Genomic DNA, 14,095 nt, shown 5'->3' on the forward strand with positions numbered 1-14,095 from the left:
ATACACATTATGAAGGATTTTAAGAAAAGTACTATTTATCAAATATACCCTAAGTCATTTTATGATACAAATGATGATGGAATCGGAGATTTAAATGGAGTAATAGAGAAATTAGATTATTTAAAAAATTTAGGGATAGATTATATATGGCTAACTCCTTTTTATCCTTCACCACAAGTAGATAATGGATATGATGTTTCTGATTATTATAGTATAGACCCAAGCTTTGGAACATTAGAAGACTTTGAAAGGTTAGTTGAAGAAGCAAAAGCAAGAAATATATATGTAATGCTAGATATGGTTCTTAATCATACATCAATTGAGCATAAGTGGTTCCAAAAAGCTTTAAATGGAGAAAAGAAATATAAGGACTTTTATATATTTAAAGAATCAGAAAATAATGAGCCACCTACAAATTGGCAATCTAAATTTGGGGGAGCTGCTTGGGAGCATGTAGAGAAGTTTGATGAATATTATTTACATCTTTTCGATAGAACTCAAGCTGATTTAAATTGGGAGAATAAAGATGTCAAAAAAGAAATTTATGATATAGTGAATTTTTGGATAGAAAAAGGAGTAAAGGGTTTAAGATTTGATGTTATAAATTTAATATCAAAACCAGAAAAGTATGAAAATGACCTAGATGGGGATGGTAGAAAGTTCTATACAGATGGGCCAAGGATTCATGAATATCTAAAAGAACTAAATGAGAACACATATGGAAATTGTGATGACATTGTAACAGTTGGGGAGATGTCGTCAACCACACTAGAAAATTGTATAAGATATTCTAATCCCGAAGAAAAAGAATTATCAATGGTATTTAATTTCCATCATCTTAAAGTAGATTATTACAATGGTGATAAATGGACAATTATGAAGTTTGATTTTAAAAAGTTAAAAGAGATTTTTAAAAATTGGCAAGAAACTATCCAAGATGCAAATGGATGGAATGCATTGTTTTGGTGCAATCATGATCAACCTAGAGTGGTTTCTAGATTTGGGAATGATAAAAAATACTTAAAAGAAAGTGCTAAAATGCTAGCAACAACAATTCATATGATGAGAGGAACTCCATATGTGTATCAAGGAGAAGAATTTGGAATGACTAATCCATATTTTGATTCAATAGAACAATATAGAGATGTGGAATCTATAAATTATTATAATATCTCCAAGAGTGAAGGCAAAGCAGAAGAGGAAATATTAGAGGTTTTAAGAAGGAAATCTAGAGATAATTCTAGAACACCAGTACAGTGGAGTGATAAAAAGAATGCTGGATTTACTAAAGGAACACCATGGATACCTATTAGTAATGAATATAAAAGAATAAATGCTGAAAAGGCATTAGCTGATAAGGATTCTATTTTTTATCATTATCAAAAACTAATAAAATTAAGAAAAGATCAGGATATAATTTCAAATGGAAAAATAAAGTTTATTCTTGAAGATCATGAAAGAGTATTCGCTTATGTAAGATCTTTAGATAATATAACTTTAGTTGTAATAAATAACTTCTTTGAGGATGAAATTAAAGTAGAGTTACCAAATGAATATTTAAAGAATAAACTAAAAAGTAAAATATTAATATCAAATTATAAGGATAGTAGTATTTTAGATAAAGATTTAACTTTAAGACCATTTGAATCAATAGTGTATTATATAGAAAATTAATATATTGAAAAGTAGCTACTTAATCAATTAAGTGGCTACTTTTCATTTGTAATTATAATAAATCCAGTAAGGTGGAATTAGAAGAAAATTAAAGATAGGAGATTACTTGTGAAATGTAGTATAGTTATTAGAAGATATATATTTAATAATATATAATTTCAGAAAAAAGGTTATAAGGAGATATATAAATGGCTACAATAAAAGATGTTGCGAAAAGAGCAGGTGTATCTGTAGGAAGTGTATCAAATTTTATTAATAATATGGAAGTAAAACCTAAAACAAAATTTTTAATAGAAGAGGCTATAAAAGAATTAAAATATGAACCAAATATCTATGCAAGAGGCTTTAAATTAAATAAAACTAATACAATTGCATTGATAATTCCAAGTATATGGCATCCGTTTTTTAGCGAAATGGCTTATAATATAGAGAAAAGCCTAAGAAAATATGAAATGAAGATGATACTTTGTAATACAGAAGATAACTATGAAAATGAAGTGCAATATATTACAATGGCAAAACAAAATAAAGTAGATGGAATTATTGCAATAACATATAGTGATATAGATAAATATATATCATCAAATATTCCAATTATTAGTATTGATAGATATTTCTCGGATAATATTACATATGTAAGTAGCGATAATTTTAATGGTGGAAAAATAGCAGCTTATGAATTGGTAAAAAGTGGTTGCGAAAACCTTGCTTTTATAGGATCTGGATCAAAAATAGATAATGCTACAAGAAAAAGAAAACAAGGATTTATAAGTTATTGTGAAGAAAATAATATTTCGTATAAATTATGTGATGAATTAGGAAAAACAAAGAATTTCAGTAGTATATTAAATGATTTTTTGAGTGAAAATTTTAAATGTATAAAAAAAATAGATGGGATATTTACTATAACTGATGATTATGCTTTTCAGGTTATTGAAAAATTGGAGAAATTAAATATAGAAGTACCTAATGATGTACAAGTAATAGGATATGATGGAAGCAGATCATGTGCTAAAGATAATATAAAGATCTCAACTATAAGGCAACCCGTAGATATGATAGCTAAAGAAGCAGTAGAATATCTTATTAAGTTAATAGATAAAAAAGAAATACAAAAAGAAATAATACTTCCAGTAAAGTTTGTGAAGGGATATACCACTAAATAAAATAATTATTCAGCTACTGCTAAATTGTGGGAAATTATGGAGGGCGTTTCCGAATAGTAAAAATATTCCTTGAAAACGTATAAATTAAGTGTTGACTAATTAAAATAGATATATTATTATAAGAATATAGAAATTGAAACGTTTCAAGTTTAATTTTAGGAGGAATAATTATGGGTAATAGAAAAGATTTCAATAAAGTAGCTAGAGAAATATTAGAAGCTGTTGGTGGTAAAGAAAACGTAACCAGTGCAGCCCATTGTGCAACTAGATTAAGAATAGTAGTTCAAGATGATAAAAAAATTGATGTAAAAAAGGTAGAAGAAACTGATTTAGTAAAAGGAAGTTTTAATAATGGTGGTCAATTTCAAATTATTTTAGGGACAGGCATTGTTGATGAAGTATATAAAGAATTTGCTGAACTGGCTTCTATATCTGAAGTTAGTAAGGACGAACTAAAGAAAGTTGCAACAGGTAAATTAAATATTCTTCAAAGATTTTTAAAAACATTAGCAGATGTATTTGTTCCAATATTACCAGCATTGATTTCAGCAGGATTATTAATGGGATTAAATAATGTATTAACTGCTAAAGGACTATTTATTAGTGGAATGTCATTAATAGAAGCTTATCCACAATTTACTAATGTAGCGGACATGTTGAATTTATTTTCTAATGCAGCATTTGTATTTTTACCAGTATTAATAGGTTTCTCTGCTACTAAGATATTTGGTGGAACACCAGTATTAGGAGCAGTTATAGGAGCGATTATGATTCATCCAGATTTATTAAATGGATATGGTTATGGTAAAGCTTTAATAGATGGAACAGTTACTTACTGGAATATATTAGGACTTGATATTGCTAAAGTTGGATACCAAGGCACAGTATTACCAGTAATAGTGTCATCATTTGTATTAGCAAAATTAGAATGTAAGTTACGTAAGGTTGTAACTCCTATGCTTGATAATATAATAACACCATTAATATCAGTTTTAGTTACAGCAATGTTAACATTTGCAGTTATAGGACCTGTTATGAGAACTGTTGGGGATTGGATGACAGCAGGAGTTATGTGGTTGTTTTTTGGGTTAGGTCCTATAGGTGGAGCAATTTATGGAGTTGTTTACCCATTATTAGTTATAACAGGCATGCATAACAGTCTTGTAACAGCTGAAACACAAATTCTTGCAAATATTGGTACTTTAGGTGGTTCACCTACATTCGCAGTTGTTGCAGCTTCTAATGTAGCCTAAGGAGCAGCAGCTTTGGCAGTATTTGTAATAATGAGAAAGGATGCAAAGATGAAGGCTATAGCTTCAGCTTCAGGAATATCAGCATTACTCGGGATTACAGAGCCAGCTGTATTTGGAGTTAATTTGAAATTAAGATATCCGTTTATAGGAGCATTAATAGGATCAGCAGTTGGATCAGCTTATGCTACATTTATGCACGTATTATCACTTTCACAAGGACCTGCTGGATTACCAGGAGTAATAGTAATAAGACCTCAATCGATGGTCCAGTATATGGTAGCATTAGCAATATCATTTACAGTAACATTTGTAGCAACTATATTATTATCAAAAGTAATGGGGAAAAAAGATAAAATTAATAAAATAGCTTAGTAATTTTTTAATATAGCAAGATATATAATACTAATTTTAACAACGAGACACAATTATGGAATGGAGTAGAGAAGAAAGGTACCGAAGAATAGAGGATGAATCAGAAAAAAATTTAAAAGAACTAAAAGAAAAAGTTGATAATTGTCCATATAGACAGAAGTTTCATATACAACCTAAAACAGGATTACTAAATGATCCTAATGGATTTAGTTATTTTAATGGAGAATATCATTTATTTTATCAATGGTTTCCACTAGGACCTGTTCATGGAGTAAAGTACTGGTATCATCTTTCATCTAAGGATTTAGTTAATTGGAAGGATTGTGGCATTGGACTAAAGCCAGATAGTTATTTTGATAGCCATGGAGTATTTTCTGGAACGGGATTAGTTAAAGATGATAAGTTACATTTATTTTATACAGGAAATACAAGAGATGAAAATTGGATTAGAAATCCTTATCAATGTTTAGCTATAATGGATAAAAATGGTGAAATAAAAAAGATGGACAAACCTCTAATAAAAGCACCACCAAAGGGATATACAGATAATTTTAGAGATCCTAAGGTATTAAAAAATAAAGAGAAGTACTACTGCTTAATAGGAGCAGAAACCCAAAGTAACCAAGGAACAATAGTTTATTATGAATCAGATGATGTATTAGAATGGAATTTAAAAGGTGAAATATCTACAAAGTTTAAAGGAAATCACAGTGGATTTATGTGGGAATGTCCAGATTATTATGAAATTGAAGATAAGGGAGTATTAATGATTTCACCACAAGGCATTGAACCTGAGGGAGATAAGTACTTAAACATATTCCAATCCGGATATTTAGTTGGAGATAAAATTGATTTTGAAAATGGAATATTTAATCATAAAGACTTTTATGAATTAGATAGAGGATTTGATTTCTATGCACCTCAAACAATGGAAGATGAAAATGGAAGAAGAATATTAGTAGGCTGGTTTGGATTACCGGGGCTTAATTGTGTAACAGATGAAAATGGATGGGCTCATTGTCTTACTATTCCAAGAGAACTTAAATTGAAGGGTGATAGAATATTACAAATTCCAGTAAAAGAATTAGAAAAATTAAGGAAAACTGAAAGAAAAGTAAACTTTGCCTTAAATAATGAAGAAAAGATAATAGATGATTTTAACTTTAGAACATATGAAATGATTTGTGATTTTAATGATTTTAGTGGAAATTATATAGGGGTTAAAATTAGAAAAGGTGAAGATGAAGAAACAGTATTTTATTATGATTTAAATGAAAAGAAACTAGTCTTAGATCGTAGTAAATCTGGAAAGTCATGTACTGATGAATATGGTGTTATTCGTAAGTGTAAGATGAATTGTGAGAAATTAAAAATTCAGATGTTTGTAGATACTTCATCAGTTGAAATATTTGTAAATGATGGTGAAGAAGTATTTACTTCAAGAATATTTACAAAAGAAGATAGTAATAGTATTAGTTTCTTTACTGATGGTAATACAAAAGTAAAAGCTAGTATTTGGAGTATTTAGATAATAAAAATGAAAAATGCTTAGTATAATATTTGTTTTTGGGACTGTAGTAGATTTGTATTTATACAAATCTACTACAGTTTTTTTTGTAAAGTAATTAATTTAATAATACTAATATACTTTTAATAAAATAAATCATCTTCATAAAATCTACATAGGAAGATGATATTATTAAAATATTAAAATATGAAATTAATTAAAAGGGAGAGCACAATAATGAAATCAAAGGTTAATTCAAGTAAAAAAAATATTATTTTTAGTGTAATTGTAGTCTCAGTAGCGATAGCTGCAGCTGTTACAGTATTTTATCCCCAATCTGAAAAATCTAAAGAGGAAGAAAGAAGTAATATAACTAGTAGTACAGAAAGTAGTGAGAAAGTTGAAAAAGCTAGTATAGAAGCCAAAACAAGTATTGAGGCAAAAACAAATGATAATGGAGACATTATTATTAATGCTTCTGATATAACGCAGACAGCAACCTTCTATTCGTATAATAAACTAGGTGTAGATTTAGAAGTTGTAGCTGTTAAAGCTCCTGATGGAACTATAAGAACAGCCTTTAACACATGCCAAGTTTGTTATTCTTCTGGACGAGGATATTATGTTCAAAAAGGAGAAAATTTAATTTGTCAAAATTGTGGTAATAAATTTTCCATGGATGATATACAGGTAACAAAGGGTGGATGTAATCCAGTTCCAATAATGCCAGAGGATAAAGTAGTTACTGATACTTTAGTTACTATACCAAAGCAAACATTAAGTGAAGCGAAAGTTATCTTTGAAAATTGGAAACTGTAACTAAAAATAATATTTATAGGGAGGATTTCTTATGAAACAGGAAACTATTACAGAAATATTTTTAATAGATGGCATGTCCTGCGCAGGCTGTGAAGGGCGAATTGAAAATAGTCTTAAAGATATAAATGGAATTAAGAGTATCCATGCTAACTATTCTCAATCATTAGTTAAGATAACCTATTTTAAAAATATTATTAGTTTTACTGAGATTAAGAAAATTATTGAAGAGGCTGATTATAAGGTAGTAGGTAAAGGCAATAATTCTAAGAGAGATGAGGATAATAAGAAGTTAAATATTCATGAGCTTCTAGGAGTTATAATAATTATAATTTCAATATATATAATTATTAATCATTTTGGAGGGTTTGCTATATTTAATTATTTTCCTGAAGCAGGAGACGGCATGGGATATTTCATGTTGTTTATTATAGGGATATTAACCTCAGTTCATTGTATTGCAATGTGCGGAGGGATTAATTTATCTCAGAGTATGCCGCTGAAGTTAGTAGAGGATTCTAAAACAAGTAAATTTACTAAGTTTAGATCTAGTATAATGTATAACCTAGGTCGGGTAATCTCTTATACATTTATTGGAGGTGCTGTAGGAGCAGTGGGGTCAGTTATTAGTTTTTCAGGAAAGGCTCAAGGGATAATTGCAATTGTAACTGGTTTAGCTATGATTAGTATGGGAATAAATATGCTTAATATTTTCCCTTGGCTTAGAAAATTTAATATTAGAATCCCTAGAGTAATCACGGACCGGATAAATAAAGATAATAAAAACAATAGTTCATTATATGTAGGTCTACTAAATGGACTAATGCCCTGTGGACCGCTTCAAGCAATGCAACTTTATGCGCTTTCTACAGCAGATCCAATAAGGGGAGCTATATCAATGTTTTTCTTTAGTATAGGGACAGTTCCTTTAATGTTTGGATTAGGAGCTTTAAGTTCTATATTAAGTAAGAGATTTAGAAGTAAAATGATTTCAGTAAGTGCAGTTTTAGTAGCATTTCTTGGATTTATTATGTTTAATAATGGCATGGCTTTATCAGGGATTAGTGTGACTTCTACCTCTATAACGGGAGGAAATGCTTCTGTATCTATAATTAGTGATGGCATTCAAACCGTGACTACACAGCTTTTATCAGGTGAATATAAGCCAATTGTAGTTGAGAAGGGGATACCTGTAAAATGGATAATAAAAGCTGAAGCTAAAGATATAAATGGCTGTAATAATAAAATTATAATTCAAGAGTTTAATATTGAGAAAAAGCTTGCAGCTGGAGATAATATTATTGAATTTACTCCTTTAGAAAGTGGAAGATTTACTTTTAGTTGTTGGATGGGAATGATAAGGAGTAATATTAGTGTAGTAGATGACATTAAGGTTGAATAAAAGGAGTAATTGATATGGATGATGAGAAAAAAGTCTTAATTGTTGATGATGAAATAAAGATAATAGAAGTGATTAAAGCACTCCTTGAAAGCAAAGACTTTATTGTTTTTATTGCTGAAAATGCTAAGGATGCCTTTAATATTTTTGAGAAAGAAAATATATCCTTAATTATATTAGATTTAATGCTACCAGATATGTCGGGCGAAGAGATTTGTAGCATAATACGAAAAAAATCACGGATACCTATTATAATGTTAACAGCAAAGATTGATGAAGAGGATAAAATTAAGGGATTAGGTATTGGTGCTGATGATTATATGACAAAACCATTTAGCTTAAAAGAACTTTATGCAAGGGTTGAAGCTGTTTTAAGAAGATCTGAGGATTATATTAAGCCACTATACGAAATAGGATACTTTAGGGATCATGATCTAGTTATTGATTTCCAAAGTCATGTAGTAAAAAAGAAAAACTTAGAAGTAAATCTTACAGCTAATGAATTCAAAATATTAGCTACTTTAATAAAATATCCTAATAAGGTTTTTACTCGTAGTGAATTAATAGTATCAGCTTTAGGTAATGGGTTTGAAGGTTATGACAGGATAATAGATAGTCATATTAAAAATATTAGACAAAAGATTGAAGATAATCCTAAGGAATCAGTTTATTTATTAACTGTTCATGGTGTAGGATATAAATTTGGAGGTGATTAAGATTAAGCACAGTTTGAGAACTAAACTATCCTTGTCGATACTATTTGTAGTCTTAATCACTGTTGCTTTAATTAGTATACTTTCAAATTTCTTTATTCAAGGACAATTTAAAGATTATATGTCTAGACAGCAGGAAAAAATTCAAGAAAAAATGGTAGATAGTATAAGTAGAGAATATGATAAGACAAAAAATTCATGGAATATAGATCAGGTACATATTATTGGTATGGATGCCCTTTATGACAAAAATATTATTAAGGTCTATGATTTGCAAAATTCTGTAGTATGGGATGCACAAAAGTTAGATAAAGTTACCTGTTTAGCAGTTATGGAAAATGTTACTCATACTATGATGACAAATTATCCTAATTTGAATGGAGAATTTACTTCTAAGACTTTAGATATTAAAGATGATGGCAAAAAGGTGGGGACTGTTGAAATTAATTATTATGGACCATTTTTTTTAGAGGAGAATGACTTTGAATTTTTAAGTTCTCTTAATACTATTTTAATTGGAGTTGGTTTATTTTCACTTATATTTTCAGTTGTAGTTGGAGTTATAATGGCAAAAAGATTAAGTGACCCTATAAACAATGTAGTAGACACTTCAAAACAAATATCAGATGGATATTATAATGTAAGAATTAAGGAAGAGACAAATACAAAAGAGGTAGGAGACCTGATATCTTCTATTAATAATTTAACTTTTTCTTTAGAGAAACAAGAGAAGTTAAGAAAACAACTTACTGCGGATATTGCCCATGAGTTTAGGACTCCTCTAACTACGCTACAAACTCATATGGAAGCAATGATTGAAGGAATTTGGAAACCTGAAATCTACAGACTTGAAAGCTGTCATGATGAGATTGTTAGAATAAGCAAAATGATAAAGGATCTTGAAAGTCTTGCAAGAGTAGAAAATGATAACTTCAAGCTTAATAAGACTGAAATAAACCTTTTAGATATTATAAATAAAGCTCTTAGTAATTTCGATGTTGATATTAAAAAGAAGAGTATTCTTTTATCTATTGAGGGAGGATGTTCAAATATTTTTGCTGATGGAGATAGAATTAATCAGGTACTAATAAATCTTATATCTAACGCAGTTAAGTATACTAATGAAGGTGGAAATGTGAATATTAAGATATCGGAAATAGATGGATTTGTAGCTATTAGTATAAAAGATAGTGGTATGGGGATTTCACAGGAGAATATACCTTTTGTATTTGAACGCTTTTATCGTGGAGATAAGTCTCGTAATAAAATGACTGGTGGTTCCGGGATAGGACTTGCAATTGTTAAATCAATTATAATGGCTCATGAAGGAAAAATTGAATTGACAAGTGATTTAGGAAAGGAGAGTTGTTTCACTATAAAATTACCAAGATAAATATCGTATTATTCGAATGAATGTACGATGTTTTTTTATGTAAAAAATTAGATGGAATAAAGTTATAAATTGATTGACAACAGGTAGTAGAGGCATTATTATAAGACTTATAATAAGTGATATAAAAATGAAAAGAGGAATAAGTCATGAAACAAACTATAAGTAATACAGCTCAGGTTAAAAGTTATAATGTTGGAATAGTTAAGGCGGCATTAAAGTCATTACCAAGTGAAACTAAAACAACTATTTCCAGAGTTACAGGACTTAGCGCTGCAACTTGCAATACAATTTTAAATGAACTAGCCTCTAGGGGGGAGATCTTAGAAGTAGAAAGTGAATATTCTAATTTGGGAAGACCTGCAAAGGTTTATAAGTTTAATGAAAATTACTCATATATATGTTGTATTTATATGAGCTATGAAAACAAGGAAAATATTTTAAACTATGCTGTGGTAAATCTTTTAGGAGATATTATAAAAGAACAGTCTATGGTAAAAGAACGTATTGATTATGATGAGATAGAAAATCTTGTCCAAGAGCTTATACATCAATATAAGAATATTGAAGCAATAGGAATTGGTATACCTGGTGTTGTAACCAGAAAAAATGTTGTTGATATTTGTGATATTGAAGAGTTGGCTAATTGTGCTTTAGCAGAACGTTTGACAGATAAGTTTGGGAAATATGTCTTGATTGAAAATGATATGAACTCAATTGCTTATGGATTTTATCAAGCACAAGAATATCTGGAGGAAACATCTATAGCAGTAGTCGCCTTTTTAAAAGAGAATTGGCCAGGCTCAGGAATTATTGTGGATGGGCATATTGTTCGTGGAAATACGAACTTTGCAGGAGAAGTTTCATATCTTCCCTTCGGCTGCACATATAATGATCAGAAGGAGTTATTAAATGATAGGAATGAAAGTATTCAGATTATATCAAAAACTATATGTTCTTTGGCGGCCATTATTAATCCAGAAACAATTGTAATGACAGGAACGATACTAACAGAAAAATTACTTGCGGAAATATGTAGCTTAGTTAGTGAAATTATTCCAGAAAAACATATGCCACATATCCGTCTGGAGAATAATAGTAGTAAATATTATTTAAAGGGTTTAAGTTCTATGACTTTGGAATATTTAAACAAGCAATAATTTATAGAATAGTTAAAGAAGATAAAGAGGAACAGAAAGAGAAAGAAAGAGCTCCGAGTATGAGGCCTTTAAAAATACCGGGTGTGAAATTAGCTTTGGTTTCTTTTATATTCTATTGTGCAACTGAATCTACAGCCGGGTTATGGGGAAGTAGTTATTTAGTTAATTATAAAGGGTTATATGCAACAGATGCTTACAAATTATCTGCATTATAGGGGCTGGTTGCTTATTATTGCCTTTACCAATATATTTTTCAATGGTTGGTTTAATTCTGGTAGGTCTAGGATGTGCACCAATTTATCTTTGTATGATTCATGAAACACCTAGCCGATTTGGTAAGGCTTCATCACAATCAGTTATGGGACTACAAATGGGATTTGCTTATATGGGGAGTGCGTTTTTGCCACCTATTTTAGGTTTTATTGCGACTAAGACAAGCGTAGTAATCTTTCCATACTTTTTACTATGCTATATGGTAATTATGTTAATAGGTTCTGAAAAACTTAATGAATTTATAAAAAAATAATAAAGATGGAGGGTTAATATGAGTTATGTAGATTTGCATATGCATTCAATTTATAGTGATGATGGAGAATTTCAACCTAAGGAATTAGTAGAGTTATGTTTAAAGAAAAATATTAGATATTTTTCTATTGCTGATCATAATAGTACAAAGGCAATAAGTGAGGCGGTAGAGTATTGCATGGATGAAAATATAGAAATAATTCCAGCAGTTGAATTAGATTGTACTATTGATGGAGTTAATTTACATGTGTTAGGCTACGGCATAGATTATGAGAATAAAATATTCAATAAAATTGAAGAAGATATTATACAACAAGAACAAGGTGCATCAAAAAAACGTATAGATTTAATTCGCCAATTAGGAATAAATTTTTCTGATAAAGTTATCCAAGGTTTATCTAAAAACGGTGTAGTGAATGGGGAAATGATTGCTGAAGCTGCAATGAAATTTGATACAGAACATAAAGATCCTTTATTGAAACCTTATTATGAGAATGGTTCAAGGAGTGATAATCCTTATGTTAATTTTTATTGGGACTATTGTGCACAAGGCAAACCAGCTTATGCGAAGGTGAATTTTATAAGCTTAGAAGAGGCAGTTAAAATTATTGAGGATACGGGTGGAATAGCTGTATTAGCACATCCTGGTAATAATGTTCATGAGAACGGAGATCTATTGGAATCAATTATTTCTTGTGGGATTAAAGGAATAGAGGTTTATAGTAGTTACCATAAGGAAGAGCAAGTTCAGTATTATAAAGAATTTTCATTAAAAAATAAATTAATATTAACTAGCGGTAGCGATTATCATGGCAAAACTAAACCTAGTATTTCAATAGGAAGTTCAGAATGTGATAATAATGAAAAAGAAATTATTTCAGAATTAAAAAAATCATTAAATATGAAAAAATAAAGAAAATTATAAGCATGTTTTAATATGTATACACGCTCTTTCTCTTAGATATAATTTAATATTTAAGAGAAAGGGTGTGTTTATTTTTTAAATCCAGTAGCAACAGTTTTTTTCAGGACTAAGTATTTTATTTATTATACTTGCTGTTGCTACTAAATTAGTATTAGGTTCTTATACAAAGAAAGTGGGAAAAAGACAAATTTACCGTCTTTGAAAGCCTCTGGTGCGGATGCATCATATGATGTAATCATGTCAGCTGTAACATTAATATCAGAAATTATCTTTAAATTTGCTGGGATTTCAATAGATGGATATGTCGGAATTCTTATAGATTTGTTTATCATATACTCGGGGATTCAAATGATGAGAGAGACAATATCAAGTATTCTTGGTGAGCGTGCAGATAAGGAGTTAGTACAATCTATTAAAGGTGAAATTATAGAACATAAGCCTATTTCAGGAGTTTATCTTGCATAATTATGGACCAACAAATACATGCATTTTTAGTAGATACAGAAAAGAAAGTTTTGTCTTTTGATGCAGTATTTGATTTCGATAATGAAGATGATGAAAAACTTAAGAAAAAAAATAGAGGAAAGATTAAGAATTGAGTATCAAGGATACCAGATAATAATTCAAGTGGATAAAGATTATGCAACTGATGAAAGTTACAAATAGTAAAACTTAATCGAATATATATTTAGTGAGTTTAATTTCTTAATTGTTAATGTTAATATTATCATTTGCTCTCTCAAAGGGTCGCAAATATAGAGGTGGGGAGTTAGATAAATTTTTATTTTATTACAGTTTTACTGCTCGTGACTTAGGAATTGGATATAATAATGTATATTTATACAAAAACTACTCCTAGTGTATCAATGTGAGGAATATGGATAATAAGTCCGAATTTACATGTTTTATGTACTTAAGTTAGTTTAAATACGACTCTAGTACAAGCTATACAAATCATATGTGTTAATATAAGTCTTGTCGCTAAGACGGCCCAGAAAACAACAAGAAATACTAGAAAATAAATGTCAAAAAGGTTGTTGACAGGTCGAAAACAGAGTGGTAAGATAGTGAAGTCGCTTAAGGGTGGCAAACAAATTGGTCTTTGAAAATTGAACAGATATTAATTAAGTTAAAAACCAGCAATTCTTTTTTATGAGTAAGTTTTTGAGTAGATTAAACTTTTTATTGAGAGTTT

Annotated in this window: 13 protein-coding genes and 1 pseudogene; all 14 read left to right on the forward strand. The window is 29.4% G+C overall.

The genetic code is table 11. The annotated features are described in order from the left end of the window. Nucleotides 1-9: 9 nt before the first annotated feature. The 14 genes and pseudogenes from treC to CLVI_RS17995 all read left to right on the forward strand — a co-directional run bounded on the left by treC (nt 10) and on the right by CLVI_RS17995 (nt 13,499). The gene (treC, locus tag CLVI_RS11435; protein ID WP_106060264.1) at nt 10-1,674 is read left to right on the forward strand and encodes an alpha,alpha-phosphotrehalase; all 1,665 of its coding nucleotides are present in this window, start codon (nt 10-12) and stop codon (nt 1,672-1,674) included. A gap of 188 nt (nt 1,675-1,862) precedes the next feature. After that, nucleotides 1,863-2,840: a LacI family DNA-binding transcriptional regulator gene (locus CLVI_RS11440; RefSeq protein WP_106060265.1), complete on the forward strand. Its 978-nt coding sequence runs from the start codon at nt 1,863-1,865 to the stop codon at nt 2,838-2,840. 170 nt (nt 2,841-3,010) lie between these two features. After that, a pseudogene (locus CLVI_RS11445) lies at nt 3,011-4,465 on the forward strand (sucrose-specific PTS transporter subunit IIBC). Between the two features lie 55 nt (nt 4,466-4,520). Beyond that, the gene (locus tag CLVI_RS11450; RefSeq protein ID WP_106060266.1) at nt 4,521-5,993 is read left to right on the forward strand and encodes a glycoside hydrolase family 32 protein; all 1,473 of its coding nucleotides are present in this window, start codon (nt 4,521-4,523) and stop codon (nt 5,991-5,993) included. Nucleotides 5,994-6,209: 216 nt separating this feature from the next. After that, nucleotides 6,210-6,791 carry a DUF2318 domain-containing protein gene (locus CLVI_RS11455; protein WP_106060267.1) on the forward strand — a complete coding sequence of 194 codons (582 nt, stop codon included), beginning with the start codon at nt 6,210-6,212 and terminating at the stop codon, nt 6,789-6,791. A gap of 31 nt (nt 6,792-6,822) precedes the next feature. Beyond that, nucleotides 6,823-8,190 carry an urease accessory protein UreH domain-containing protein gene (locus CLVI_RS11460; protein ID WP_106060268.1) on the forward strand — a complete coding sequence of 456 codons (1,368 nt, stop codon included), beginning with the start codon at nt 6,823-6,825 and terminating at the stop codon, nt 8,188-8,190. Between the two features lie 14 nt (nt 8,191-8,204). Beyond that, complete coding sequence (locus CLVI_RS11465) at nt 8,205-8,903, forward strand: response regulator transcription factor (protein WP_106060269.1); 699 nt, start codon at nt 8,205-8,207, stop codon at nt 8,901-8,903. Nucleotides 8,904-8,916: 13 nt separating this feature from the next. Further along, nucleotides 8,917-10,293, forward strand: coding sequence for a HAMP domain-containing sensor histidine kinase (locus CLVI_RS11470; RefSeq protein ID WP_242980676.1), 1,377 nt, complete (start codon nt 8,917-8,919; stop codon nt 10,291-10,293). A gap of 146 nt (nt 10,294-10,439) precedes the next feature. Beyond that, nucleotides 10,440-11,450, forward strand: coding sequence for an ROK family protein (locus CLVI_RS11475; protein ID WP_106060270.1), 1,011 nt, complete (start codon nt 10,440-10,442; stop codon nt 11,448-11,450). 59 nt (nt 11,451-11,509) lie between these two features. Then, nucleotides 11,510-11,665 (forward strand): hypothetical protein, encoded by a 156-nt coding sequence (locus tag CLVI_RS17495; RefSeq protein ID WP_170065653.1) that lies wholly within the window; start codon nt 11,510-11,512, stop codon nt 11,663-11,665. Between the two features lie 41 nt (nt 11,666-11,706). Next, nucleotides 11,707-11,976 carry a hypothetical protein gene (locus CLVI_RS11480; protein ID WP_146127329.1) on the forward strand — a complete coding sequence of 90 codons (270 nt, stop codon included), beginning with the start codon at nt 11,707-11,709 and terminating at the stop codon, nt 11,974-11,976. 18 nt (nt 11,977-11,994) lie between these two features. Beyond that, nucleotides 11,995-12,888 carry a PHP domain-containing protein gene (locus CLVI_RS11485; RefSeq protein ID WP_106060272.1) on the forward strand — a complete coding sequence of 298 codons (894 nt, stop codon included), beginning with the start codon at nt 11,995-11,997 and terminating at the stop codon, nt 12,886-12,888. Nucleotides 12,889-13,050: 162 nt separating this feature from the next. Then, the gene (locus CLVI_RS11490) at nt 13,051-13,365 is read left to right on the forward strand and encodes a cation efflux transmembrane domain-containing protein (RefSeq protein WP_278320526.1); all 315 of its coding nucleotides are present in this window, start codon (nt 13,051-13,053) and stop codon (nt 13,363-13,365) included. Nucleotides 13,366-13,367: 2 nt separating this feature from the next. Beyond that, nucleotides 13,368-13,499 carry a hypothetical protein gene (locus CLVI_RS17995; protein ID WP_278320525.1) on the forward strand — a complete coding sequence of 44 codons (132 nt, stop codon included), beginning with the start codon at nt 13,368-13,370 and terminating at the stop codon, nt 13,497-13,499. The last annotated feature ends 596 nt before the right edge of the window (nt 13,500-14,095 follow it).

It is taken from the genome of Clostridium vincentii, assembly GCF_002995745.1.
GTDB lineage: Bacteria > Bacillota > Clostridia > Clostridiales > Clostridiaceae > Clostridium > Clostridium vincentii.